Raw genomic sequence first — 26,209 nt, 5'->3', positions numbered from 1 at the left:
TTAAAATTTCACTGAACTGGGTGATACCAACGTGGCGAGCAGATCAGTGATCACCTCATCATAGAGATCATCTAAACTTTGCTGTTTTGAGACCGTCAAAGGTAACTGCGCTACAGGCTTATCCGTTTGTTGCTGTAACCACATCGCCGGACGTTGATCTTGATGAGATGAAAACACAATAGCGTCAAACTGTTTGGCATCCAATTGAGTTAAAGATTGCAGATGTGAGGTCGTTGGCGATATCCCCGGTTTCGGTTCAAGATCCGCGACTTGAACCATACCTAGCCAATCAAATAGGTATCGGTAAGTGGAGTGATATCCAACGACCCGTTTCCCCTGTAATGGTTGAGCTTTTTGTTTCCATTCATTGAGCTTTTTTTGCCACTGCGCGCGAAACTTCATACCATTAACTTGGTAACTTTGCGCGTTGTCGGGATCAATCGCTTTTAAGCGCTCAGTTACTTTACGAGATAATGGAATCATGTCATTTGCCGCAAACTGAACATGTGGATTTCCGTGCGCATGAATGTCCCCCATGCTGCGGTCAACATGATCATGAGAGTCCAACATACGCACGAAATCGGTCGCATAAATCATGCTTTGAGCACCATTTTGAACAGCACTATTGCCACTTCTATTTTGAAGCATCGGCAACCAACCTACCTCCAACTCAGCGCCAGAGCACATCGCCATGTCAGCTTGGCGCATCTTGGCAATTAAAGACGGACGAGCTTGAACATAATGCGGATCTTGCTTAGCCGTGGTTGCTGAATAAATGGTGGCGTTTGGGGCATGACTTTCAAGAAAAGCTTTCCATTCAGGCTCACAAACGAAAATGTTGAGAGCCAAAGCAGGCGAAGAGATGATGGCAGATCCCGCCGCCATCATCACTAAACTGCATTTACTTATCGCAAGTTTAGAACGCATGTGCACCGTGCGCTCCAAATGTCATCACGTATTGCAGAGTAAACACGTTGTCTGTTTCGCTGTCTTGGTTATCAATGCGAGTGTATTGCGCACGGATCGTACCGAAATGAGAAGAATCCCATGCGATCATCGCATCCATCTCTTTATCATTCAGTGCTGTGAAGTGCATATGATCGCCGTGTGCGTGGCCATCATAGCTTTCTGCTTCGCCGTAACGTAGGCCTGCAGACCAGCTTGGGTTGAAGCGATAAACGCCCGAAACATAGTATGCGCTTAAGTTGTCTGGTGATTCTGCATCGTTCTTGTATTTGCTGTCTACTACACCGTCTAACAACATGTATTCGGCAGATAGCGTGAAGTTGCTGTACTTGTAGTTACCATCTGGTGCCCACTTCCACACAAAATCTGCGCCGTATAGGTTCGCACCCGTTACAGCCGCAGCGTGGCTGTGGTCATGTTCTTCTTCGTGACCATGACCATGGTCGTGATCTTCGAATTCTTTAACTTTGCCATTTTCGTTACGCAGGTAACTTAAACCAAACTGCCAACTTGAAGATTCAGAGAAATCATTACCAAGCTTCATCGTTGTCGTGTAAACACCAACTTTAGAGCCATCTTCAACAGAAGACATCTTGTTGCCGCTTAATGCTTCTACACCAAACTTCACGTAAAGATCGGTTGGCAGAACGATGTTTGCGCGTACACCGTCATCATAGTAATGCGAACCAAGGAAAGTACGGTAAGCAATTGGGCGTTCAACGAAACTGTCAGTGTGCATGTGTTGATTGTTGAGGTAACCGAAGTCAGATAGGAATCGACCTGCGCGCACGTTTACACCGTATGGCAATGCCAAAGTTTCGATGAATGCTTCTTCAAGCTCTAATTCTGTCTCATCGCCATGACTTTCAAGAACAGCGGTCAACGCACCGTGAAACTTATCGTCAATATTTGATGATAAGTTCAATTCCGTATGGCCTAGGCCAAAGCCTTCTTCGCGCTCAGAATTATGACGTTGACCATCTTGGTAGTAGCCATCAACAACAACACCAATCTGTGGGTTCGATAATGTATCGGCAAAAACAGGGGACGCAAAAATGCTACCGATCGCGAGAGAAACCAATTTCTTATTCACTACTTCTTTCCTTTTGTTATGTTATAACATTTAATTTTGCGATGTTATAATATAACAATTATTATTACACAAGCAGAAATTTAACTTGGTTCCGACAGCGAGCTCGTATTCAATCCCTGATTTTGACTATCAACAAGTGAATCAATTGATGTTTTTTATACGTATACTATTGAGAGTCAATCATTAGATAAGTAACGGAATTTCAGTATGTTGAATATGGATTTCTCGAAAAGAATCGTGATAGAAACAGGTAAACAGGAGTGGATCGCCAGCCCTTCCAAAGGCGTGTGGCGTAAACCTTTGGAAAGAGAAGCCAAAGAATCAGGGCACACCACCAGCGTAGTGAAGTATGAGCCAAACTCGCACTTTTCGACTCATCCTCACGGAGAGGAAATATTAGTGCTCGAAGGAGTGTTCTCTGACGAACATGGTGACTACCCTGCCGGAACCTACTTGCGTAACCCTCCTGGAAGTCAACATGCGCCCTATAGCAAAGGAGGCTGTGTGATTTTAGTTAAACTAAATCAATTCAATTCTGATGATCTTGAAGCAGTTCGCATCAATACGAACGAAGCGAATTGGTTACCTGGCATTGGTGGGCTGAAAGTCATGCCATTGCATGATTTTCAGCATGAACATGTCGCATTGGTTAAATGGCCGAAAGGCGAGAAGTTTCAACCACACCGTCACTTTGGTGGTGAAGAAATTTTTGTGTTATCGGGGGAATTTAAAGACGAGCTAGGAACCTATCCTCCCTACTCTTGGATACGCAGTCCACATATGAGTGAGCACTTTCCTTTTGTAGAGCAAGAAACGGTCATTTGGGTAAAAACAGGCCACCTGCCACTCCAAGCTCCTGAGCAGCACTCCTAATGTTGGCATACTTGGCATCGTCCCTTGAAACTAAAATCGGCTCGTAGATTACGAGCCGATGATCATTGCGTCGCTAAGAGCCCATAATTCTCGAGTGGAGCCAATCTTTGAGCTCAGCTCGATTATGTTTTAACACGTTCATTTCGTGATCATCAATCGGGCTTCCTTGCAGTTCTAGTACGCGGATTTCCTTATCTAAAGCATTGTAGTTTTTAACGGTTTCAGCAAATGATGCATCGTTTTCGGCAAGCTGAGTAATGGTATCCAAATGTTCTGGGAATTCATGAGTTAATGAGTGATTTTCACCTAACATAGAGACCTCTTGGCTAGAGTTATTGATGTATATCTCCGCTCATTTTTTGAGCGACACATTCTTAACCATAGCACTTCATTGAGCACAATATCGTCGATTTGAGCACACTTTTACTGAACGTCTTAATGATGTTTCGTCGCTGTTTTCCACCCGGTAACTCCGCTCGTTGTTATTCTGTACTTTGTCAATAATCGGCTACATTTAATACACTTCTCATAAAAAGGTACATCTAATGAACAGCATGAAAATTGGCCTAATCAGTGCATCAATAGCCGTTGCACTTATTGGCTGTAATTCAGACAGTGACTCTGTCAGTACAATGACTCCTATTACTTTGTCTGTATCAGATGCCCCTATTGATGACGTATCAGAAGTGGTGATCACATATAACAAAGTTGCATTTCTTCCTCTGGATGGTGGCACACCACAAGTATTCGATGTGTTTAAAACAGACGAAGAAGGCAATTTGGTCGACGAAGATGGTAATCCCCTTCCCGAGGGTGAAGATCCACTCCCACTAAGTGTTAATTTACTCAACTTCCAAGGCAGTGACGCGCAAGAATTGGTGGATGATGAACTGATACCAACTGGTAATTATAAACTCTGCGTGTTTGCTAATGATGGCGATCATCCAAACTACCCATCGTATGTGATTGACGAAGCGACAGGAAATCAAATCCCACTGACCGTCAAAGGTGATGGGGCTTGCCCACAAGGTGTCGGAAAGGATCCTGATTCTGGAGTACTGTTCTTTAACAACACCTTTGCAGTCAACCCTGACAATAATGAGTTCGTAGTTGAATTTGATCTGCGCCGTGGCTTAAAAGACGGAACAGGCCAAAACGAAGGCTACAGCATTCAACGCACCTCCGTAACTTTAATTAACACGGTTACAACGGGGGAGATTCAGGGTGATGTCGCAACATTGACCTATCAAAGCTGCGAAACGGATACCCCAAGCGCAAATGGATATGCGCACGCGGTCTACTTATATCAAGGAAATATCGCTGAAGAAAACATGGGGCCATTTGCCGGCGCAGAAGGCCAAGCAATGCCAATCGCAGCAGCGAACGTCGTTCTAGACGTTGATGATGCAAATTACGAGTACGAATTCGGTTTTGTAGAACCTGGTACTTACTCGGTCGGTTATACCTGTACGGCAAATGACGATTCTGAAGACGGTATTGTCGCAGGCGAAACTTTCAGCATTTATCAATCAACTAGCGGACTTAACGTATCCGTTGGTACTAATACAGACGCAAACTTTTGAGATCCCCTAGAAATGGCAGAGTCAGCACAAGCTCTGCCTTTTCTTCATGGCGTTCTTGGTCAGCTCTTTACTCACCACAAATCGACTCACACGATAATACGTTCGTTTTCATCCTTAGAAGAAGCTAATGGGTAGATAGAAATCCAGCTCAAACGCCTCATCATGGCTGAGAAAGTGATTTTTATGATAATGGACATAAGCGGGCGTAGAACGCTGTTTAAAGCCAGAGTTAGGCAACCACTTCTCTAATACCATACTCAGTTGAGGAAGAAGCTCACCATATACGCCCGTTAAGCGAAAGACGGCATGTAAACCGCCTGGGATGGTCATTTGATTCACGACGCCGCGCACTTTGAGCGGCGTATCAATTGCCATACAAGCCACATAACGACACTTGTCGAGTTCGACCCAAGCAGGATTGGAGTGATGCAAGCCGTATTGAACCGAAAAGTCCCGATTCTCAGAACTTGCCCACGCTTTCAAAATCAGCCACGCGTTGCGAATGGAACGGCTATAACCCTCATGCCGTACATACGCCGCAAAGCGTTGTGGAACCTCCATAATTTTAGGTTCTGGCAACTCGCGTTTAGCAACACGATGATAACCCGCTGCTACTTCCGGATCCTTCAAATACGGTTTTTCTGCGACTTGTAAATCATGCTTTCTCCACGCACCAGGTGACATAGCGAACGTCGCTTTAAACGCTCGGCTAAAAGAAGATACCGAGCTAAAGCCGCACTTGTTAGCAATGTCTAACACCGATGAGCTGGTATCAAACATCAGTTGGTTGGCGGCGTATTCCATTCTTGTACGGCGGATATATTGATGGATGGACTCCCCCACTACATCTTTAAAAATACGATGGAAGTGTTGTTCAGAATAGGCTGCTACATCTGCTAGCTCTTTAGCCGATAACTCTCTGCTAATGTCCTGATGAATGTAAAACAACACGTCATTGATTCTGGAAACTTGTTGATGGCTCACGGAGTAAACTTTCGCTCAAATAGCATAAATGGACATATTTAACAGCATAAATGGACACACTAAGCTTGGCAATTTACCTATACTATTTCTGACATAAAAAAAGACAATTACGAGAAGCACAGCACATGGAAATCGCACAGTCATTACAACAAACTAAGTCATCCTACATTCGAGAGATCCTCGCAGCAGCGAGCGATAAGAACGTCATTTCTCTTGCGGGTGGCTTACCGGACGAAAAAACCTTCCCGATCGACTTAATGAAACCGACGCTCGAAAACCTCGCGAACATGCCAGAGGTATTTCAATACGGCGCAACAGCAGGCTACGCACCGCTACTTAACTTTTTGACCGATTATTACCAGCTACCAGAATCTCATTTGGCGATGATCACAACGGGTTCTCAGCAAGGGCTAGATTTGATTGCGCGTGCGTACGTGAATCCGGGCGATAAAGTGGTGATGGAAGCACCAAGCTACCTTGGTGCTATGCAAGTATTCGGTTTAGTGCAAGCCAACATCGTGACCGTTTCACAAACCGAGTGTGGCCCAAACCTTGAAGAACTTGAGCAATGCTTTGCTACGCAGCAACCGAAAATGTTCTACGTCGTGCCCGATTTTCACAACCCAACGGGCGTATGCTGGGCGCTAGAGACTCGCCAAAAAGTTGCCGAGCTTTGTATCCAATACGACGTGGCATTCATTGAAGACGCACCATACCGCGAGCTGCGTTTTTCTGGTGAAGCGCTTCCACTGGTTTCGGACTTCTGCCCACAGCACTCCATCGTATTGCGCTCTTTCTCCAAAATAGCTTCACCAGGCTTGCGTATTGGTGTAGTTACGGGCAAAAGCAGCTACCTTGAGCCACTCATCAAAATTAAACAAGGTGCCGATCTGCACTCTAGTATTCCTATGCAAGCTTTGCTGCATGGTCTACTGCAACATGACAACTTCGAAACGCACATTTCAACCATCTGTGCGCTTTACAAATCGCGTTACGATGTCATGTTTACTGAGCTGCAAAAACAGCTGCCGGAAAGTTGCGTACTCAAACCTGTCGATGGTGGTATGTTTGTCTGGGTAGAAATTCCAGAATGTGACACGTTCGAACTTGCGAAGACCCTTCTTGCAAACTGGGTTGCTGTGGTGCCAAGCCCGGTATTTTATCCGGAAGGTTCAAAGGTAAAAGCCGCTCTGCGTCTTAACTTTACCAATGCCACACCAGAAGAACTGGCGACTGCTGTCACTCGACTTGCGGATGTACTCAACGCTTTGTAATTGAGCGCATACGTTAGAATCTGCCTTTGAGATTCGAAAAAGTCTCAAAGGCAGCATCAAAAAAGTTCCCCAAAAAATTTTATATTTTTCTCTCAAATCAACTCTCTACAGTAAGTGCCTGTTTTCTCTTGATCCTCTCACTCATATAAAAATGAGAACCTAATCACGTATTTGATGGTTAGAAAAGTTACGTCTATCTTTCAAACAAAAAGACATCAACTTCGCAGCATTAATGTTCTCAACTTCAGACACTTTACTCAGTCGTGGCTTAGCGATTGAGAAAACGACTAGAAAGCATCTGCGGGCATACCCACTACGAAGGATTGACCAGAACCATTCTGAATGTCGCGAGCCAATCTTTTGATTGGCAATTACGTCAGTGAATCGCACCAAATGACAGAGGGGTTATCAGGATGAACACTCGAACCACGACAGGACTCGTCGCCACTGGCTGGTCCGTTATCTTTTCACTTTTTACCGCATTCGCCGCGTATGCGAATACGTCTCCAAACTGTAGTGATGTTTTAGCGGGCAACACAACTGCCGTATCGCAAAAAATGATGGTTTTACTGGGCGAAGACATCACTAAATCCAACCGCATCACCACGGTAATTCCAGCCAAAAACAATCCATTTGTGACCGAAGCACTGGTCTCGGTTTCCAACGACGTGTCACCCAATGGACGTTTGCCACAAAAGACATTGGAAGAGATCAGAAAAGTACGCTCAGATTTAGAAAAAGCCGCACAGGAAGTGAGCCGATTACAAGGTACTTTTGAAGTCGCATTTGTTAGCTTGATTGATGGTTACTGCCAGTTCTCGAACCACGAACTTACTCAGCATGCCAAAATCGACTTTGACCATTTGGAAGGTCTCACGTTGTATTCAATCCCCGCTTTGTTAGCAATGGTGGATCAATCTTACGCCATGGCAGAAAATAGAATTGCTAGCGAGCAGGAACAGTTAAGCAACATCGAGAAAGAACAACAGAGACAGAAACAGCAAGCCAGTGCTGCCGCAGCAGCACGTTACCAAGACGGTAACGTGTTGGTGAAAGTCGAGAATTTTGATGGCTCTAATGTGACGTTTTCCGTCACTAACGTCGGTTCACAAGGTTCATTACAGCCAAACTTCAACACGTTTAATGCCTACCGCACCGAAAGCGGAGAGCTAGTGTATAAATCGGAGTCTTTGTTGAACTTAGCAGATACTGCGGGTAACACGCTTGAAACCATGGGGATCGCAGAGCTCTCATCACGAGGGGGAAATAACTTGTCAATCTCTCCGGGTGAAACCCGAAAATTCGTCACCAGTATCGCTTCAGAAGTCGCACCACACGCGCAATTAAGCTTAGAGTTTCCAGCCAAAGTGCTCAATACAGAGCAAGATTTCACGCTGTCGTTTTCCGACTCTGTCGCGGTAGCAACGGCCAATGTGAATTAACGGCGAGAGAGAACATAACGAACAAACCCATGTTTGTTGAGCGCATCAAAGACAGGCGAGCGACGCCTGTCTTTCAGTTATGAGCAAGCAAATCGCTACTGTTTGCACTTATAAGCATTGGCAAACATGGTAACCGATGTGGAGAAGTCCAACGGCTCATATAAATACAATGTATCTGCGCCTAAATCTGCCGCTTTGATGCGCATTTGGTTTAACGTACCCCAAACCATGTCTTTATCTGCGTGCAGCCAATAATCATAAAAGTGCCCTTCCGAGCCAATTACCGTTCCCATTAGCTCGCAGTTTTCAATCGCATTCACGTTGTCCCAAAGCACTTGGACTTGCTCAGATTCTTGGGTCGGGAACGTCACACATCCCGTCAATGATGCCGCTAACGCAAGACACATCACTCGCTTTTTCATAGTCATATCGCCTAAAAATTATTTAGATGGCGGATTTTATGAATTGCTTATGTGATGACCAACAAAATATTTCTATCGCCCCTTTAAATAGAAATAATGGAAGCGAAGAAAACTCTAAAGGCAGCGTATACCGCTAGTAATCACATGGCATCTAAGATAAAACAGTAGCGATAATATACGGATGAGGGATAGAGTTTGGTTTCTAAAAATAAGCTAATTCGCTATACGGCTACGGAAGTCGCTGATGCATTTGAAAAAGAAGATGAGCTCATTAAACAAGTTCAGTCCAACCAACTCTCGCAAGTGCTATTACTTTGGCAAGTAAAAAGCCCGACGATCGTGCTTCCCGCGGGTAAGAAATGGCCAGTGTCTAATGAGTTAGAACATGCGTTAAACATGTCTGGCTGGAAACTCTTTTCCCGTAAAACCGGTGGTGCCCCCGTCCCTCAAGTACCGGGTATTATTAATCTATCCCACATCTATCACTGGCCAGACGGTGAGCCTTACGACATCAAGAAAGCGTATCTCGATTTGTGTGCGATATTGACAGTTTTCTTTGAGCAACTGGGCGTGAAAGTAGATGTCCATGCTACGCCTTATTCCTACTGCGATGGCGAGTACAACCTCAATATTGGTGGTCAAAAAGTTGTGGGAACCGCGCAGCGCGTTTTACTGAAAAAAGGCAGTGGGCAAGTGGTGTTATCACAAGCATTCATTCTGATTGATGCCGACGTTGAAAAGATTGTCGCACCGGTAAAATTGTGTAATCAACTTTGCGGTCACAACGATGATATTCGTGGTGATGTCCACACACCGCTCTTCCATCATATATCCGACCGTCCGTCGGTAGATTCACTCTTTCAGCGACTGACGAGCGCGTTTTTAATGCATGCTAAAGGCGACTAAAGGCGTGTTAACAACCAAAAAAGAAAAGGAGCTTTCGCTCCTTTCCTACTCAATCAACCAACGTTAAAAGCGAACTTCCACTTCGACCCCTTCAATCCATCGACTTTTTTCCAACGGCTCATCAAAGCTCAGTGTGACTTTTAAATAGGCAGGCTGCCCTTCAAATGGGCTTTGAAGTTCTGAAGGCAATTTGTTCACAACCTCAACTGGCTTCGATACCGTCGCATTAAACTTTCGACCATCAGGAAATACGACTTTTGCTTTGGTTTCCATATTACTGTATTCGAGGTATTTAGGATTTAGAAAAGCCGTAATTTCAGGTGTCACGTTGCGAGCAATCGTGAGCAATGGCGTATTTTCCGATACATTTTGCCCCTCATGCACATGAATATCGAGTACCCGACCATTCATAGGAGAACGGAAGGTGAGATCTTCTTGTTGAGCACGCTTTACTACCAGCTCACGCATTAAAGAACGATACTCTTGTGTTACTGGACCAGCCAACTCTAACTCTTCCAAGTTACGCATTGCATCCACATAAGCAATTTTCTGACTGCTTAACTGATTGCTCAGTGAGTTATTCACACTCACAATAGCCGCGTAATCCACCTCAGACACTTGCCCTTTCTTTCTGTAAAGGTCGTATTTTTTCTGAATATCACGGACCTTCTTCAAACCTTCTGCTGAGCTTTCAATAGCACTTTTGTATAGCTCATCAGTACTTTGCACCTGATTTTTAGACAGTTTCACCAGCTCATCTTTAATGAAATCAATCTCTTTATTCAACGCATTATCTTTTAACAACAGCAGCGCTTGATCCTGAGTCACTTCCGTACCGACATTCACAGGCACTGGCCCAACAATGGCAGAGCGAGTTGCCGTCACCGTAAGTGGATGTGACGTGATAATGGCAGGTGCCGTCACTAATACTTGCGTTCTAAACAAGTAATAAGCCATAAACAAAAGCGGACTGATTACAATCGCTAAAATCAAGTACCAACGGAGACGATAACCGCCACGCTTTGCCTGTCCGTAGACGACTTTCATCCCGTTCTCAGACTGCGGTTTGTTTTTCTTATCTAAGTGAAAGTTAACTTTCATACTAAAACTTTTTACCTCGCTTCAATACCCACCAAGGTGCCATACTCGACTCTTCATGACTTCTCCTCACAACCTCATTAACCATTGAGAAAGCGGTAATCAAACGCATGAAAAACTGGTAGACAGGGTAAAGAAATAACCATCTCGCTGACTTCAAATCCTCTTTTTTTCTCTCTGATACAAGCCCAATGTAGACAACAAAAATCAGAGCAGATAAGAAGAGGTAGACAAAATAGAGCATTAGCATCAACGCCAATACAAATTTAAGTGGATAGACAATCACCATGTACACGCTAAATATCACCACAAGCAGCGGCAATAAAACGTTTTGAATCACGCCATAAGCCAAAGTGAATAAAAAGTTCCCCCAACCAAGTAGCCGTGGAGACAACCCTTCATTGTGTTTACGCAAAAACAAAAACAATAAATCGCCATCCCAACGCAGCCGCTGCAATACCAAACCTTTCAACGTATCTGGCACATCAGTATGGCCGATGGAGTGCGTCGAAAAGGCCAACTTATTATCAGGATAACGACGTTTGTATTGCTTCAAGCGCATGGTTAAGTCGAGATCTTCTGCGGTATGCGTATCCCAGCCCCCCACTTGCTTAAGCAGGTTCTTACGAAACGCTCCGAAGGCGCCAGAAATGTTATTGAGCACTCCCCATGTCGCCATCCCCGTTTTACCGGCTTGCATCGACAGCATGTACTCCAAGGATTGCATTTTGGTCAACAAGTTGGCGTTATGGTTGCGAACTCTTAACGCACCACCGCTCGCAATCACATTTTTATCCGCAAACTGTTTCATCATGGTGAAGACCATGTCGTTATCGAATGACGTATCTCCATCCACGTTAATGACGATTTCCCCACTAGCCATTGATAAGCCGGCATTCAGTGTTGAAACCCGACCTCCTCGTTGCCATTTTGGCAACACGCGCACTTTACGATTACGAACGCCTGCATGCCTTTTCTCACCATTTAACGCGGCTTGATAGGTATCTTGGTTTTGTACCGCCCCATCAACCACAGCAAGTACTTCAATATGACCTGGGTAAACTTGCTCAACTAACGTATCGATAGTGATCCCAATCGCATCACCTTCACCATAACAAGTAATAACGAAACTCACTGAAGGGAACTGTTTTAATTCTGGATCTTCTTGCGCATATGACCAACGAAATATCCCTGTTAGCACCAGCAAATATAGAGGTAGCTCGATAATGATCATGACGGGAAACAGCAATAGCCATAACTCTTCGTTGTGAAGTAGCATACCTCGAAGATAGTCGAGCAGAACGAGACTATCTTGCAGCATAAATCTCACCCATCAGCGATTCCATCCAAACAGAAACACCGTCTTCGATGATCGGATCGGGCAGGTCCCAAGCAAAGACATCCAACTCAAACTCTTCGTCTTCAACAAGCTCACCCAGATCCGATAATTTTTGCTGTAAAATGGACAGGCTCGCGTTGGTCGTATTTGGCATTAGGACAAGCAACACATCCTGTTTGTACTGACAACAGATATCGGTATCTCTAAACAAGCCGCTAAGACGACGCGTCAGTTGATCCATCAATGAGAACAATTTTGCATCGCCATATTGCTTACCGTATTCATCGATCGTCGGTAAATGCAGTCCAAGTAGAAGGTGCTGTTCTTTGTGCCTCAGCGCGACTTTATTTAACCATGCAAGCAAATTTTGGAAAAAGCTGACTTCCACTTTGCCTTTGATCGAGAGCTCAGGAGCTTGAATGGACTTGCCGTGTTGGAAAATGTATTCACCCACTTCACCAAGTCGATATTGGTAAATTTTCCGGACAACAAGCTCTTCGACTTTGATCTTTGAGTCACAACTTAAACATTGACTGATCGTCGCCGCTTCAACAAATAAACTGGAGCAACTATTACAAACGTGGTTTTCAAGCGGGCGGTCATAATCAACGCCGATATGGCGCAGCTGGGTCAAACATTTAGGGCACTCGAGCTTTCCACGGCGCTGAAAGCTGTGTTGTTCACCAACATGGCCACAAGTGAAACAGTGCAAAGAGCTTTGAGAGTCGATATCGATGCTGCTGCAATCCGGGCACACCTCTACATAATTCAAGTGTCCGCTGTTGCAATGAGAACAAACACGAATTCTATCGATCAGTACTTCCGCTTCTAATACTCCGCGACCTTGCTCTGAGAGCACGTATCGATAAGTCGAATAAATATCAGGAAAGAACATATCGATGATTGGGTACGAATAAACCGACATAGACTCTAAACTTTTTAAAGCAGTCACTCTTCGCTGACGATTGACCCCAAGCCAACCAATCAAAGGGTCTAACACTTCCGGTTCATCAATGGCATCGAGCTTATTTTGAATGGATCGCCAAATTTTTATTGATTCTCTAGCTTCAAAGACACCGTCGGTAACGCATCGAGAATAAGGGGTTTCCACGGTGACATAAACCGCCCAAGACCAACGCCCTTTCTCCTGATAAAACGCTTTCAGCGCGGTATCTATTTGGTGTGGATCTTGATAAGCAATACACACCATGCCACCGAGTCCCGTTGCCACCTCATCAATATGATTAACCAAAACCATATCTTCAGCTAACTCACTGACAGGCTGTTCACCAACCCAGTAGAAATTGTTATTTATTGACGACATTTTATTAGTTCTCACAACCACAAAATTAATTCATAACATCAGAAATATAGAACTTGCAGTAACAAAGCACTCTAGGTAGACAAGCCTTGCCACCGTTAAATACAACAATAGAACAAATATTTAGAGAGCTTTAACTCAGGCAGTAAAAGCAGAAAGATCTCTGAATAAAGTGTGAAGGAGGCCGTGAGTAGAGAAATCGGATAGCAAAGCGCATAGTACAACCTTTTGTTAGCAAGCTGGGATAATAGTGCGATTTGATGCATAATGAGATCCTTGCATTCACATCAAGCTCATTGTTTTATATCAGTCGATTCCTTTCTGCTCAGCATTTAACCATACCGACATGTATCAAATCTGAGACTTGATAATACTTTACTAACTAATTTCCATTAAAATTGATTGGCAAAACACTGAATAACATTCAACTATTCTGATTATTTATCAAACAAGTATTTTTAAGCCGTTTGAGTGATTAATAATCACCATTTGTCTCGCTGTTTTTTCCGAAAGAACACGTAACACATTCAAACTACAGAATGAATCTACGTCACTTTTCTATGCTCTTTTTTGTTCAAAAAAGAAATGAGATCCAGTTCAAATATTTATCCACAACAGAATTAGTTGAAGCCAGCGCGTAAAAGCCTCAGAATGTCGCACTTTTCGTACCGATTTGTTTTCGGCGCGTTGTTATCTAACTCTACAATTGAGAATCATACATATGGGTTTTACCTCTTTAGGTCTATCTGCTCCAATCCTTAAAGCTATTCAAGAAAAAGGCTACGACACCCCTTCGCCAATTCAGGCAAAAGCAATTCCTGCTATTTTGGAAGGGAAAGACGTAATGGCAGCAGCGCAGACTGGTACAGGTAAAACTGCAGGCTTTACGCTACCGATTCTTGAGCGTTTATCGAACGGCCCTCGCGTTCGTGCTAACCAAGTTCGTGCACTTATCCTAACGCCAACACGTGAGCTTGCAGCTCAGGTGCAAGAAAACGTGTTTATGTACAGCCGTCACCTTCCACTAAGCAGTGCGGTTGTTTTTGGTGGTGTGAAGATCAACCCGCAAATGCTGCGTCTTCGCAAAGGTGCGGATGTGTTGGTTGCGACACCAGGCCGCCTAATGGATTTGTACAACCAAAATGCGGTCAAATTCGACCAACTAGAAGTGCTAGTACTGGACGAAGCAGACCGCATGCTGGATATGGGCTTTATCCGTGACATTCGTAAGATCCTAGCTCTGCTACCAAAACAACGTCAGAACCTACTTTTCTCGGCGACTTTCTCGGATGAAATCCGCGACCTTGCGAAAGGCTTGGTGAACAACCCGGTTGAGATTTCAGTGAACCCGGCGAACTCGACAGCGAGAACGGTTGAGCAAAGCATCTACCCAGCAGACGTGAAGAAGAAAGCACCGATGTTGGTTAAATTGATCAAAGACGGCGATTGGAAGCAAGTGCTGGTGTTTACGAAAACGAAACACGGCGCAAACCGTCTGGCGAAGTTCCTTATCGAACAAAACCTACCGGCTGCTGCCATCCACGGCAACAAGAGCCAAGGCGCGCGTACCAAAGCACTGGCGGATTTTAAATCGGGTGAAATTCGTGTGTTGGTCGCGACGGACATTGCTGCGCGCGGTATCGATATTCCTCAATTACCACAAGTGGTGAACTTTGAGCTACCTAAAGTGGCAGAAGACTACGTTCACCGTATTGGTCGTACTGGCCGCGCGGGCGAAGTAGGTAAAGCGATTTCACTTGTATGTGCGCTAGAAGCATCTGAGTTGTTTGCGATTGAACGTTTGATTCAAGAAGTGCTACCACGTAAAGAGTTGGAAGGTTTTGCGCCAACCAATGTGGTACCAGAATCTAAACTGGATACTCGTCCAATCAAACCGAAAAAACCTAAGAAGCCGAAGAAACCAAAAGCGCCAAATGCTGCGGGCGAAAACGCTCCAGCAACCGAAAAGAAAGCAGGCAATGGTGCAAACAAACCTAAACGTCGCTTCAACGGTGGTAACAACGGCAACAAAAACAGCACCAATCACGGTGGTACGGGCAAGCCTAAAGGCAACAGTGAAGGCCAAGGTCGCGCAAACAGCAAACCAGATGACCGTAAACCTAACGGCAACAAGCCAAATGGCAATAAACCGAATGGAAATAAACCAAACGGTAGTAAGAGTGGCAACGCTGGTAAACCGTCAGGTAACCGCAAGCCAAACAATGCTAAGCCTGCAGGAAACAAACCGTCAGGTCAGCGCCGTAAGCCTCGTCCGCAAACTGCAAACTAACCTGTAAACGGCCTCCGATAGCAAATACAACAAAGCCGCTGATAATCTCAGCGGCTTTGTTTTTCTTAGAACACAGTTTTTAGAACGCAGCTTTGTTAAAACAGCCTACATTAAAGGTGTGATTCGAATATCTGCGATTTGCGCTTCGTTCTTTTCACCCTCAATACCACCAGCGTAGATGTAGGTTTCATTCGATGTGAGGTAACTCATATTGAAGTGGTCCTTCAGCGCGATCTGATAGGTTTTCCCCTGCTCCAACGCCACTTCAATTGGCGTTGAGTAACGCATACCTTGGTTTTCACCAATATGGCCCATCTGCAAGTAACCTTGACCAACCACTTTACCTTCATCATCCAATACCTCTAACAATTTCACGGTGTTCGTGATGCCAGTATTAAGTTGCCCTAGGTTATTGTTGTACCAAGCATCGAACTGGTAAGTGCCCGTTACAGGAGCTGTAAACGACTCTGCACCTTTTACGATGCCACTCTCTTTGCTCACCGTAACCACTGAGACATTGTCTTTGAGTGGCTGATATTCACCATCAAGTTTGATGCGGATCTCTTCACCGACACAAACCGGTTGGCTTGGGTTAGAACGGAAGCCTTTATCGTTAATGCTTTCAGCCAAATAACACGCAAAACCTGTTGGCGTATCGGAATAAGATTGGGCAACCACGTTCTTTTGAATCAGCTCTCCATTGCGATACAAGTTCACGTTGTACTTGCTCGTCACGTCAATCGAAACCGAATTATCAACGCTTTTTACTACCAGTTTTGGCTCTTGCGGAGAATAAACGCGGCTGTCTTCACTCACATACGGTTTCACACCAGAAACTAAAGTAATGCTGCTATCTACATTCACAAGCGCGCCCAGTGTCACGTGGAAATGCCCCTCTTCGTCCATCGTGACATTTTCAACTGGGTAGTAGCCTGTTTCATCTTTGCTTACTTCAGGCAAGTCAATCGTTACCGAGTAGTTCTTTCCTTTGAAGGCAAAGTTTTCCAACGTGATTTGTTCAGACTGAGCCAACAAGTTATTGCGCACCCAACTTGTGATAAATGGCTTCACTTCCAACTTACCTGTTTCGGTATGGATGCCAAATAGGGTCTCTACCACCATGTTCAAGTAGCCACCCACAGACCAAAGCTGACGCTGAGAGTTAATCACTGGGCCATCCAAGCTCGGATCTTCGCCATGATCACTATGGATGATGAATGACTTACCAGAAAGCCACTCTAAGTTCTCCATGTTGGATAAGTTGGTTGCCGTACCACGAACCAACGATTGAATCGCATTGTTCGCCGCAGCCACGTTTTGTGTTTGATGCGCGGCACGCAAGCTGTACGCGGTAACAAATGGCCAAATTGCGCGGTTATGGTACACAGGCACATCCGGTTGTTGAGGGAAATAAACCGGCACGCCAAACTCACTGTGTGGGTAATTGGCCATGATTTGTTTCGCCTGCGCATCACTTGCCACGCCACTGATGATCGCAAGTGCTTCGCCCAACATGTCGTATTTGTCGACCGCGATGTCTTTGCCATTGTCAAACAAATAGCTTACGTACATACCGCGTTCGGCATTCCAAAACTGCTCGTTGATAGCGGTTTTTAACTGCTCAGCCCAATCGGTGTATTTGACCGCGTTGGTTGAATCGTACTTCTCTGCCAACTTAGCCGCGAGCTGAATCGCGCGGTAGTGAACCACGTTTGTCGATAACGCTTTGCTGCTACCAATCGCATTGACATCGTTTGGCGTCCACGTTGAATACGTTTGCTCACGCCAATCAAGGAATGACTGCTCACCAGTGTATAAACCAGATTTCGCATCAAAAGCCGCCAGGCGATCGGCTTCAAGTGTATTGCTGATAGCGTTATATGCGCGCTCAGCAAACTGGTTGTACTCTTCTCCATCCAATGCCGAAAGTAAGCGTTCTGCACCAAGCGCCCAAGTCGTGCGGTCGGTACTGATTGGCCAACTGCCGCCAGTGCCTGTGTCTTGCACAATCTGCTCGCCATCATATTGCTGATCAGTCGTGTCGCGGAAAGCGGACAATTTGAAATTCAAACCATTTTGCACGCGAGTTGGATTCATCAATGCAAGCGAAAGGTCTGCTGCGTACGCCAAATCACGCGTCCACACGTAATGCCACTTCGCGCCCGTCTCAAAAACTTCCGCTTTGATTGGGTTGTTGTAGTTGTAATTGCCGTCTTTGATTTCAGAAACAGCAAGCTGGTCTAGCTCTTTCATCGTCAACGCAAACAACGCGTCAAACGCGACATCACCCGATACCACTCGCGGCCCTGTTTGTTCATTAATCACTAAGCCTTGGTCGAGCGCATCACGCAATTCTGTCGTCGTTGAAATACCAAATTCACGCAGTTCAGCTTTAGGATCTTTCACCGAGAAAATCACGGTATCACTCGAGTCATCGTAATTGGCGAACAGTTTCACTTCTTTACTCTGATGCCCTTCATGCACCATTGCAGGGTCGAGAATCGCATCAGAGTAGTATTTTTCCGCTTCTTCTTGCGTTGCTTTCGTCACAGTCATTGTCGCGCGACTTTCATCGGCAAAGCTCACAGAAAACTTGTAATACCCTTTGTCTTCAAACGTGATCTCAGAGTTACAATCATCGTTCATACACGCTTCATTCGTGTCTGGTTTTGGCAGGTACTCCTGAGCTTTATCGAACGCCGCGGGCTCCTCAAAATAGGTGTATTGGATCTGCCAACCCGGATCAGCAATCTTGAACTGATTGCTACCTCGAGCGACGCGCAGTACGGTTTCGTACTCGTTATTACCCAAATAGTTTAGCTTGGCATGCTCTGCCGTACCCCAATCCCCATTTAAACCACGTAAATATAAGTCGGCTGAAATAATTGGTTTGTCGACCGGCACAGGTGCATCAGAAGAATCTGCCCCACATCCAGCAAGACCAATACAAGACGCGACAGCAAGCGCAATAAAACTCGGTTTCATGTTCATCCCTTAGATTGTTGTTTTGGCGACAGTCTAAAGAACACCCTTTTGAGGGGAAAATAGGAAGTCAGGAGCGAGCTATAGATAACATCTATACGTCAAACCCCAACAGTGATGTAGATCTATGAAATGCGCATAATTTCATTCAAATGAGATTACAGATTTGTGATTTATAAATGAAATTGTGCAAAATACCCCTCGTTCTTAGAGGGGAAAGAAAATGGACAAATCTCTGCAGCAATTTTTACTGGTTGCACGCTGCCAAAGCATCAGTGCTGCGGCAAGAATGGCAGGGTTAAGCCAGCCAACGGTAACAAGCAATTTAAAGAAGCTGGAAGAGAATCTCGGCGTGACGCTGTTTGAACGTCACCCTAATGGCATGGTGTTGACCGAATACGGGCGCATCCTCTATCGCCATAGCAACGCAATGCAGCATGAATACAACCAAATGATGCAAAGCATTGATGAACGGAAACAGTACCAAGTCGGAAAAATTAAAATGGGTACTGGCGATGCGTGGTGGCCGCTGTTCGTCAAACAAGTACTCAATGAACATCTGACCAAGCAGCCATCGGCATCTACGCACGTCGAATTTGGCAACCACTTAGGCTTGATGGATTCATTAATCAACGAACAGATTGAATTCTTCATCGGCCACGAGATTGTCGGCTTGTCGTCTAAATGCGATGTTACGTTTATTCCGTTATTTCAAACGGTTGATGCCTATTTTGTTTCCCCAAACCATCCACTGCTAGGTAAAACCGTCACCGAAGAGATGCTGCACGAATACCCTGCTCTTTCGGTCACTTATGACGCTAAGAAATTCGCTCACGTCATCGATAACCCAATCCCGAAACAAAATGAACGCGAAAGGCAGCAACTGGATGACAGACCGACTTACGAAGTGGATTCTCTGCTCGCCAGTATTGATGTACTGAAAGAAAGCGTCGCGGTGATGTCTTATACCCGCCATCTGCAACCGTATTTGGAATCCTTTGGCTTACGATGCTTAACCATGGAAAACGAACCAAACCCTGGCACCGTCGGGATTTATCGCCACCGCCGAGAAACCTCTGAATCGCATCTAAATCTGATTGCTGGCATCACTCAGCGCGCTAAATTGCTCAACTAGAAAGTCCAAAAACAGGCGAACTCTTTTCGGTTGATATTGACGGCTTTGATAAATGACATGCAGATCCGCTTCTGCGCCTTGCGAAAAGGCGCTGAAGTTTTTCATATACCCATCCAAAACCGTTACTAAACGTTGTTGTTTGAGGTCTTGCTGAATATCTAAAATCGATTTCAACGCAATCCCCGCACCGTCCAACGCCCATTGTCGAATCACTTCACCATCATCAGAAAATCGCTTTGGCGTGACCGTGATCGATTGGTGAGACTCTTCATCTTTAAAGTGCCACGTTTTTAATTCTTCATTGCTGCGCACCATGGCTAAGCAGCGATGAACCGCGAGATCTTGTGGACAGTTTGGGACACCTTGCTTCGACAAATAATCAGGTGACGCGCACAGCACACGTTGACTCGATGCCAGCTTGCGCGAAATGAGATTACTGTCCGCTAACTCGCCGTAACGAATCACCAAATCGAGCCCCGATTCAGCCAAGTTCGATAAATTGTCATTAAGGTAAAGATAAGGCGTGACATCCGGATATTGCTCAGAAAAAGCCGACACCATCGGCGAAATAATTTGTTTGCCAATATCTCGTGGAGCTGAAATTTTCAACGTTCCGCGCACTTGCGAAATACCCGTTTGCAGTAAGTTTTCCGTCTCTTTCACGCTATCAATGATGTTCAGACAAGCTTGATGGTACATTGCCCCTGCGTCCGTGAGTGATACGTGGCGTGTGCTTCGGTTGAGCAGCTTTACGCCATAGCGTTCTTCTATCGCTTGCAGCCTTGCCGTTACCGTCGCCGGAGATAAACCTAACTCCCTTCCCGCCGCTGCCAGACCTTGATGTTTAACGATGCTGACAAACAACGTCATATCCGAAAACTTATCCATCTTCGCGCCCTTATTGTTTGGAAAAACTGAATAATCAATTCAGATATTACCCAATTATCAAATTAAGTCGAATCCATATACTGACCCTATCGACATTGTTTAGACCCAGAACATTATGTGACAGAGCAAAGTTAAACGCCGTAACGCTGTTCAACGCACAACAACACGCCCTGCCCAGCCAAGAGATAGGAAACAAAAAATGAAACTGTACATTTATGAACATTGCCCTTTCAGCGCCCGCGTCCGTTTTGTTGCAGGCATGCTGAATATTCAGCTTGACGTCATCAACATTGCGTATGACGACGAGAGCACCACCACAAACCTCATCGGCGCAAAACAAGTTCCTCTTTTGATCAAAGACGATGGTGAAGCCATGGCGGAAAGCTTAGACATCATCAACTACTTCCTTGAATTGGCATCTTCCAGCGAAAACAGCCAACCCTCAACACCGGTTTTAGACTGGCAAAAACAAGCGTTTTTACCGCTACAAAAAGTCGGGTATCCGCGTTGGTCAAACATGACGTTACCGGAATTTGCAACAGAAACCGCTAAACAAGCATGGCGTGCAAAAAAAGAAACCGAAGCGTTAAATTTTGAAGCCTTGATTAACGATACACCTGCGATTGCGAAAGAAGTCGCCGCTTTGATAGAACAAACCAAACCCTTGCTCAACCTAAGTTCAGAAAAGCAAACGTCACTGGTTGATCAAGCCATTATGTTTTCCATTCTACGCGGCTTTTTCAGTGCGCCCGAAGTGCAATGGGATCCAGCCGTACTTCACTGGATGGCAACCGCTCGTAAAGCGACCAACGTGCCAGTACTTATCTAAGGAGCGCATCATGAAACAAAGAACAAATAAGCTGTTTGAACCAGCTCAACTAAAAGCGTTGTCACTACAAAACCGTATTGTCATGGCACCAATGACTCGCGCACGCACCACTCAGCCGGGCAACATCCCGAATGAGATGATGACAACGTATTATCAACAGCGCGCTTCTGCCGGGCTGATCATTTCCGAAGCCACACAAATTTCGGACGATTCTCAAGGCTATTCGTTCACACCTGGCGTTTACACCGATGCGCAAGTGGCGGGCTGGCAAGGAGTGACCCAAGCGGTCAAATCACAAGGTGCAGCGATGTTTTGTCAGCTATGGCATGTGGGCAGAGTGTCTCACCCAACATTCCAAAATGGTGAACAGCCTATCGCACCATCTGCGCTCGCTCCGGTAGAGACGCAAGTTTGGATTGCAGATGAACAAGGCAACGGCAATATGGTCGATTGTGTTGAGCCACGCGCAATGACACAAGCGGATATCAACCGAGTTGTCGGTGATTTCGCGAACGCAGCCAAACGCGCTATTGAATCGGGTTTTGATGGTGTAGAAATCCACGGCGGAAATGGGTATCTGATAGACCAGTTCTTAAGAACCAATTCAAACCATCGAACAGACAACTACGGCGGTTCACGAGAAAATCGTATCCGTTTTCTTATCGAAGTAGTGGATGCAGTTATCGCCGCTGTTGGTGCGCATCGAGTTGGAGTGAGATTGGCACCATTCATTACGTTTAAAGATATGGACTGCCCAGATATCGTGCCAACGATCTTAGAGGCATCAAAACAGCTACAGGAGCGCGACATTGCCTACTTGCACTTGTCCGAGGCCGATTGGGCCGATGCACCAACGATTCCTGAGAGGTTTCGAATCGAACTTAGAAAGCGCTTTCGCAACGCTATCATTGTCGCAGGTCGCTACAATCCTCAACGAGCAAACGAAGTGTTAGAGAAAGGCTACGCGGATCTTGTCGCATTCGGACGGCCATTCGTAGCAAACCCAGACTTAGTCTCTCGCTTGCAACATCACCATCCGTTGGCAGAACTCGATGGCTCAACGTTGTTCGGTGGAAACGAACGAGGCTACACCGATTACCCTGCTCTACAACAAGAATGCGCAGAACAGGCCTAACAGAAAAAGCCCCAACCTAGCTGCTACGGTTGGGGCTGTCACCAAACTAAACTTGGTTTTGGCTAGCTTAAGTTGGCTAAGAGTTAAATCACTTCTAACGCGCCGCTGCGCCAAGGTTCGATAACGACTTTGATGTGATCATTTGGCGTCATTAGCTGTCTAAACGCATCTTCCACACCATCGATTCCTACTTTGGCGGTAAGCATTTTCTGCCAAGGCAACTTGTGTTCGGCAATCGCTTGTAGGCATTGCTCAAACTCGTGCGGTTGGTAGTAGTAAGAGAATCTTAAATCGAGCTCTTTTACCGTCGCGTAAGCGTAGTTAATGGTCGCTGGAATCGTATGAATGCCTGATACAACGATTCGTGCTCGAGCAGGAGCACGGCGCATGAAATCATCAATTAAAGTATGTTTGCCAACACACTCATAAATGACCAAACGTGAATTCATTGCGTACTGTGCCCCGACGGCAATCTCGTCTTCCTTGGTCGGGTTGATCAATCGATTTGCGCCAAACTCGCTGGCAAGTTGCAGCTTCTCTTCCTGAAGATCGACCGCAAGAATGTTGCTCACACCGCGTTGTTTGAGCGCTGCGATCACCGCCAGCCCTATAGGGCCACAACCGACAACCAGCGCTGTTTCTTCCGTTTCGATTTCACTGCGATTGACCGCGTGCAAACCGACCGCCAGTGGTTCGGTCAATGCCGCCGCCTCAGACGGCATTCCGTCTGGGACAGGTAGCAATAACGCTTCATCAAGCAGGAAGTACTCAGAGTAAGCGCCATAAGTACCCGGAGTAACACCAACGCCCGCGCCATTTTGGCTGAGCAACATCGGCACAGACGTGACTCGGCTACCAACGGGCAACGTTTGCTGCGTATCGGCACCGTATTCGGCAATTTCCGCACAGAATTCATGTCCCAACATCACTTGAGCGTGCTCACCTACTTCATCAGGCATCAACCCGAGTTGGTGGAATACATCAAACACCTCATCCGCGTGTCGAGTAATGTGAAGGTCGGAGCCACAAATCCCACAAGCAAGGCTGCGAACCAACACTTGTCCTGCTGCGGGCTGGGGTATTTCGACTTGCTGCAGACGGACACGGCCATCCAGCATTACGATACTGTTCATCTGTTGCATGAGATTACTCCGCAAGATCATCACTCAGGCCAGCAATCGCACCCGGCTTGATGTAGCGTGCAGTAAAACCTTGCGCATTGGCAGCGGCAACCACCACTTGCTCAATCCAACCTGCGTCCATGATGTTGAGAAAGTTACCCTCTTCGTCAAAGTTAATGTTCGCACCTTGGATCACCATAAAGCCATCTGCGCCACCCGACTCTTCTGGACAGTGAAAGGTATGAATCGAACCGCCCGGCTCATATAAGTAGCTACCAGCGGTTTGGACTTGGTCTGGATACTCGATGTAGTGCCACGCGCCACTCAGTGTATAGAAATGCACCACACCAGTATGGAAGTGCTTAGGCAGAGTCACGCCCGGTTTGAACTTGGCGCGAATCACCCACGTACCATTTTCTGGGTCAAGAAACAGCGGGTAAACATCAACACCCGGTAGCGCGTCTTTAATGATCGACTCTTCATTAGTATTAAGAGTTAATAGGAAATCTTGATGCTGAATAACTTCTGGTAATGACATAACTTACATCCTCACTATTGCTGTAATTTGGCGTGCTCGCCTATTCCATCTATCCCATGAGCGGGTACTTAAAATTCTCGAAACCGTCAGATGCGCTAATGGTGCAGCCGTTGATACAGTTGGCTTTCTCGCTGACAAGAAACGCTACCACGTTGGCAATCTCTTCTGGTTGCGTGAAGTTTTGGCGCATCTGTTCTTTGCGGATGTGGTTCCACAAGCCGATCTCTTCGTATTGCCTTAACATCGGAGTATCGACACGTCCCGGAGCGACGGCACACACACGAATATCCAGAGGCGCTAACTCTAGAGCGGCGCATTTGGTCATCATATCGACTGCGGCTTTACTGACGTTGTAGGTAAACGTCATCTCGGAGGCCATTTGGGCGTAAACGGAAGAGGTATTGAGGATCACGCCCGGTGTCCCTTGCGCTTGGAATTGTCGTCCAGCGGCGAGAATGCCATAGTAAACGCCGTTTTGGTTGACTTTAGAGATAGGCTCAAAGTCGGCGATAGGATCATGTTCAAGCAGAGGTTTCGGTGCGCCGATACCTGCATTGTTGACCATGATGTCAAGTGAGCCAAATTGTTCGACCGCGTACCTCACCATGGCTTCGACTTGTTGGTAATCGGTGACGTCCGCAACAAAGGTTTCCAACTGCTTAGAGCCAAAACTTGCGTACATTTGCAGTGATTGATCTGAAATATCGACAGCAAGCACTTTGGCTCCTTGCTCTCTTAGCTTTGCAATAATAGCTTGCCCAATTCCACCCGCAGCGCCAGTCACGATGGCAGTTTTATTGATAAGTTCCATACAGCTTCTCATCCATGCGTTGTTGTTATCGAAATGTAACTTAGATCAACTCACTGGCACTCACTTGACCCTTTACGAAGTAAATTTGATATATTGCGATTTACAACCTGTTAACATTTAAAAATCGAGACATGTATATCGTACGAAGTGGCGCTGCCGATAAATTTGATAGCTTGGTTTCAGAATTAGGTCAGAATCCGCAAGAGATAATGGCCGCTGTTGGCCTGTCTGCCGCGCAGTTTCGCGATCCCGATACCTATCTCGCCTACCCTAGGTTGGCTGAATTACTGGAAGAAGCGGCTGCTCGTTGTAAGCAACCGTTGTTTGGTGCGTTACTCGCCGAGCGCCAAAACCTGCAAAGTTTAGGCGATTTGCCGATGCTGGTTTCTCGTGCTGAAACGGTCGGTGATGCATTGGCGCGGGTGAATGATTATCTCTATTTGCATTCGTCAGGCGTTACTCTCAACATGACGCCACAAGATGATTGGGTACGATTGTCGCTCAATATTGATGTGAATAGTGACCGCGGTATTGCGCAGTTGATGCAGCTAAGTGTGTCACACTTAGCCATGTTTATCGCCAGTTTGCTCGATATTGAAGCAAGCCACTTCGCGCTACATTTGACTCAACACGCAACATTGGAAGTAGAGCAAAGCAAGTTTGCCCAACAGAACAAACTGCGTTTTGGTGATAAGTTTGACGGTGTATTGCTCAAAGCCAACCTGCTCAACGCTAAGAATCACCAAGACGAAGACGCACTGGATCGCCACTTTCAACAGCACCTCAAGTATTTGCAAACCCGCTATCCTAACAATCTGAGTGATCAAGCAGCGAATATGATTGGTCGTTTGTTGTCGACCGGAGAATGCAGCGTGGAGCGCGTTGCAAGAGCATTAGACCTGCATCCGAGAATGCTGCAAAACAAGTTGAAACAGCAGGAAACAAGTTATCGACAGTTGTTACAACAAGTACGACAGGATTTCGCCGAGCAGCGTTTAAGTGAGAATATTCAGAGTATTACCGATATCGCATTGCAACTGGGCTATGCAGAAACTGCGGTATTCAGCCGCCACTTTCGCAGTTGGACAGGAAAGTCGCCCAGCCAATGGAGACTGGAGAACAGGATAAGTTGAACAGTTTGAGAGCATAGATAAAAAGCCGCTGATATTCAGCGGCTTT

23 protein-coding genes are annotated in these 26,209 nt (G+C 45.9%); 10 read left to right on the top strand and 13 right to left on the bottom strand.

Going from position 1 to position 26,209, the window contains the following annotated elements:
* Both NDJ01_RS20645 and NDJ01_RS20640 read right to left on the bottom strand, forming a co-directional pair.
* On the bottom strand, nucleotides 1-927 hold the full coding sequence (locus NDJ01_RS20645; protein WP_065645967.1) for a metal ABC transporter solute-binding protein, Zn/Mn family: 927 nt from the start codon (nucleotides 925-927) through the stop codon (nucleotides 1-3).
* Nucleotides 917-2,059: a hypothetical protein gene (locus tag NDJ01_RS20640; RefSeq protein WP_085343244.1), complete on the bottom strand. Its 1,143-nt coding sequence runs from the start codon at nucleotides 2,057-2,059 to the stop codon at nucleotides 917-919. Before NDJ01_RS20640 ends, NDJ01_RS20645 begins: the two co-directional genes overlap by 11 nt.
* A 207-nt stretch (nucleotides 2,060-2,266) precedes the next feature.
* Here NDJ01_RS20640 and NDJ01_RS20635 point away from each other — a divergent pair, with 207 nt between their 5' ends.
* Entirely contained in the window at nucleotides 2,267-2,932 is a 666-nt protein-coding gene (locus NDJ01_RS20635; protein WP_258587258.1) for a cupin domain-containing protein, read from the top strand.
* 73 nt (nucleotides 2,933-3,005) lie between these two features.
* On the opposite strand, the gene NDJ01_RS20630 is transcribed toward NDJ01_RS20635, so the two are convergent.
* Nucleotides 3,006-3,245 carry a YdcH family protein gene (locus NDJ01_RS20630; protein WP_005392770.1) on the bottom strand — a complete coding sequence of 80 codons (240 nt, stop codon included), beginning with the start codon at nucleotides 3,243-3,245 and terminating at the stop codon, nucleotides 3,006-3,008.
* A 232-nt stretch (nucleotides 3,246-3,477) separates the two neighbouring features.
* Here NDJ01_RS20630 and NDJ01_RS20625 point away from each other — a divergent pair, with 232 nt between their 5' ends.
* Entirely contained in the window at nucleotides 3,478-4,515 is a 1,038-nt protein-coding gene (locus tag NDJ01_RS20625; RefSeq protein ID WP_258587257.1) for a DUF4382 domain-containing protein, read from the top strand.
* 114 nt (nucleotides 4,516-4,629) lie between these two features.
* On the opposite strand, the gene NDJ01_RS20620 is transcribed toward NDJ01_RS20625, so the two are convergent.
* Nucleotides 4,630-5,499: a GyrI-like domain-containing protein gene (locus NDJ01_RS20620; protein WP_006741415.1), complete on the bottom strand. Its 870-nt coding sequence runs from the start codon at nucleotides 5,497-5,499 to the stop codon at nucleotides 4,630-4,632.
* 125 nt (nucleotides 5,500-5,624) lie between these two features.
* Here NDJ01_RS20620 and NDJ01_RS20615 point away from each other — a divergent pair, with 125 nt between their 5' ends.
* Nucleotides 5,625-6,773 carry a PLP-dependent aminotransferase family protein gene (locus tag NDJ01_RS20615; RefSeq protein WP_258587256.1) on the top strand — a complete coding sequence of 383 codons (1,149 nt, stop codon included), beginning with the start codon at nucleotides 5,625-5,627 and terminating at the stop codon, nucleotides 6,771-6,773.
* 413 nt (nucleotides 6,774-7,186) lie between these two features.
* Nucleotides 7,187-8,215, top strand: a complete 1,029-nt coding sequence (locus NDJ01_RS20610; RefSeq protein ID WP_258587255.1) for a hypothetical protein — start codon at nucleotides 7,187-7,189, stop codon at nucleotides 8,213-8,215.
* A 95-nt stretch (nucleotides 8,216-8,310) separates the two neighbouring features.
* Here the strand turns inward: NDJ01_RS20610 and NDJ01_RS20605 are convergent, their stop codons facing one another.
* Entirely contained in the window at nucleotides 8,311-8,637 is a 327-nt protein-coding gene (locus NDJ01_RS20605; protein ID WP_025592803.1) for a DUF4156 domain-containing protein, read from the bottom strand.
* A gap of 195 nt (nucleotides 8,638-8,832) precedes the next feature.
* On the opposite strand from NDJ01_RS20605, the gene NDJ01_RS20600 reads away from it, so the two are divergent.
* Entirely contained in the window at nucleotides 8,833-9,543 is a 711-nt protein-coding gene (locus tag NDJ01_RS20600) for a lipoyl protein ligase domain-containing protein (RefSeq protein ID WP_258587254.1), read from the top strand.
* A 63-nt stretch (nucleotides 9,544-9,606) separates the two neighbouring features.
* On the opposite strand, the gene NDJ01_RS20595 is transcribed toward NDJ01_RS20600, so the two are convergent.
* The 3 genes from NDJ01_RS20595 to NDJ01_RS20585 are packed head-to-tail and all read right to left on the bottom strand — an operon-like array spanning nucleotide 9,607 to nucleotide 13,304.
* A complete protein-coding gene (locus NDJ01_RS20595; RefSeq protein WP_074190450.1) occupies nucleotides 9,607-10,644 on the bottom strand; it encodes an HlyD family secretion protein in 1,038 nt (345 codons plus the stop codon).
* 1 nt (nucleotide 10,645) lies between these two features.
* The gene (locus NDJ01_RS20590) at nucleotides 10,646-11,962 is read right to left on the bottom strand and encodes a glycosyltransferase (RefSeq protein ID WP_258587253.1); all 1,317 of its coding nucleotides are present in this window, start codon (nucleotides 11,960-11,962) and stop codon (nucleotides 10,646-10,648) included.
* Nucleotides 11,949-13,304 (bottom strand): diguanylate cyclase domain-containing protein, encoded by a 1,356-nt coding sequence (locus tag NDJ01_RS20585; protein WP_237310786.1) that lies wholly within the window; start codon nucleotides 13,302-13,304, stop codon nucleotides 11,949-11,951. The genes NDJ01_RS20590 and NDJ01_RS20585 overlap by 14 nt, the downstream gene beginning before the upstream one ends.
* A gap of 718 nt (nucleotides 13,305-14,022) precedes the next feature.
* Here NDJ01_RS20585 and NDJ01_RS20580 point away from each other — a divergent pair.
* On the top strand, nucleotides 14,023-15,591 hold the full coding sequence (locus NDJ01_RS20580) for a DEAD/DEAH box helicase (protein WP_258587252.1): 1,569 nt from the start codon (nucleotides 14,023-14,025) through the stop codon (nucleotides 15,589-15,591).
* Nucleotides 15,592-15,696: 105 nt separating this feature from the next.
* Here NDJ01_RS20580 and NDJ01_RS20575 read toward each other — a convergent pair whose 3' ends face one another.
* A complete protein-coding gene (locus NDJ01_RS20575) occupies nucleotides 15,697-18,576 on the bottom strand; it encodes an amylo-alpha-1,6-glucosidase (protein WP_258587251.1) in 2,880 nt (959 codons plus the stop codon).
* Between the two features lie 220 nt (nucleotides 18,577-18,796).
* Between NDJ01_RS20575 and NDJ01_RS20570 the strand changes: the two genes are divergently transcribed.
* On the top strand, nucleotides 18,797-19,708 hold the full coding sequence (locus tag NDJ01_RS20570) for a LysR family transcriptional regulator (protein ID WP_258587250.1): 912 nt from the start codon (nucleotides 18,797-18,799) through the stop codon (nucleotides 19,706-19,708).
* Here NDJ01_RS20570 and NDJ01_RS20565 read toward each other — a convergent pair.
* Nucleotides 19,661-20,596 (bottom strand): LysR family transcriptional regulator, encoded by a 936-nt coding sequence (locus NDJ01_RS20565; protein ID WP_258587249.1) that lies wholly within the window; start codon nucleotides 20,594-20,596, stop codon nucleotides 19,661-19,663. The two genes, NDJ01_RS20570 and NDJ01_RS20565, sit on opposite strands and share 48 nt — an antisense overlap.
* A 199-nt stretch (nucleotides 20,597-20,795) precedes the next feature.
* On the opposite strand from NDJ01_RS20565, the gene grxB reads away from it, so the two are divergent.
* A complete protein-coding gene (gene grxB / locus NDJ01_RS20560; RefSeq protein WP_015312939.1) occupies nucleotides 20,796-21,425 on the top strand; it encodes a glutaredoxin 2 in 630 nt (209 codons plus the stop codon).
* A gap of 10 nt (nucleotides 21,426-21,435) precedes the next feature.
* Complete coding sequence (locus NDJ01_RS20555) at nucleotides 21,436-22,560, top strand: alkene reductase (RefSeq protein ID WP_258587248.1); 1,125 nt, start codon at nucleotides 21,436-21,438, stop codon at nucleotides 22,558-22,560.
* Nucleotides 22,561-22,643: 83 nt separating this feature from the next.
* Here the strand turns inward: NDJ01_RS20555 and NDJ01_RS20550 are convergent, their stop codons facing one another.
* From NDJ01_RS20550 to NDJ01_RS20540, 3 genes are read right to left on the bottom strand one after another with little or no spacing between them, the layout of a single operon-like run.
* Nucleotides 22,644-23,702, bottom strand: coding sequence for a zinc-binding dehydrogenase (locus NDJ01_RS20550; RefSeq protein WP_258587247.1), 1,059 nt, complete (start codon nucleotides 23,700-23,702; stop codon nucleotides 22,644-22,646).
* A 4-nt stretch (nucleotides 23,703-23,706) separates the two neighbouring features.
* On the bottom strand, nucleotides 23,707-24,219 hold the full coding sequence (locus NDJ01_RS20545) for a 2,4'-dihydroxyacetophenone dioxygenase family protein (protein WP_006741400.1): 513 nt from the start codon (nucleotides 24,217-24,219) through the stop codon (nucleotides 23,707-23,709).
* A gap of 49 nt (nucleotides 24,220-24,268) precedes the next feature.
* Complete coding sequence (locus NDJ01_RS20540) at nucleotides 24,269-25,030, bottom strand: SDR family NAD(P)-dependent oxidoreductase (RefSeq protein WP_170892150.1); 762 nt, start codon at nucleotides 25,028-25,030, stop codon at nucleotides 24,269-24,271.
* A 131-nt stretch (nucleotides 25,031-25,161) separates the two neighbouring features.
* Between NDJ01_RS20540 and NDJ01_RS20535 the strand changes: the two genes are divergently transcribed.
* Entirely contained in the window at nucleotides 25,162-26,163 is a 1,002-nt protein-coding gene (locus NDJ01_RS20535; protein ID WP_170892151.1) for an AraC family transcriptional regulator, read from the top strand.
* The last annotated feature ends 46 nt before the right edge of the window (nucleotides 26,164-26,209 follow it).

The sequence above is a fragment of the Vibrio sp. HS-50-1 genome (genome assembly GCF_024747315.1).
Lineage (GTDB): Bacteria > Pseudomonadota > Gammaproteobacteria > Enterobacterales > Vibrionaceae > Vibrio > Vibrio diabolicus.
This window is presented reverse-complemented; position numbering and strand designations above follow the sequence as displayed.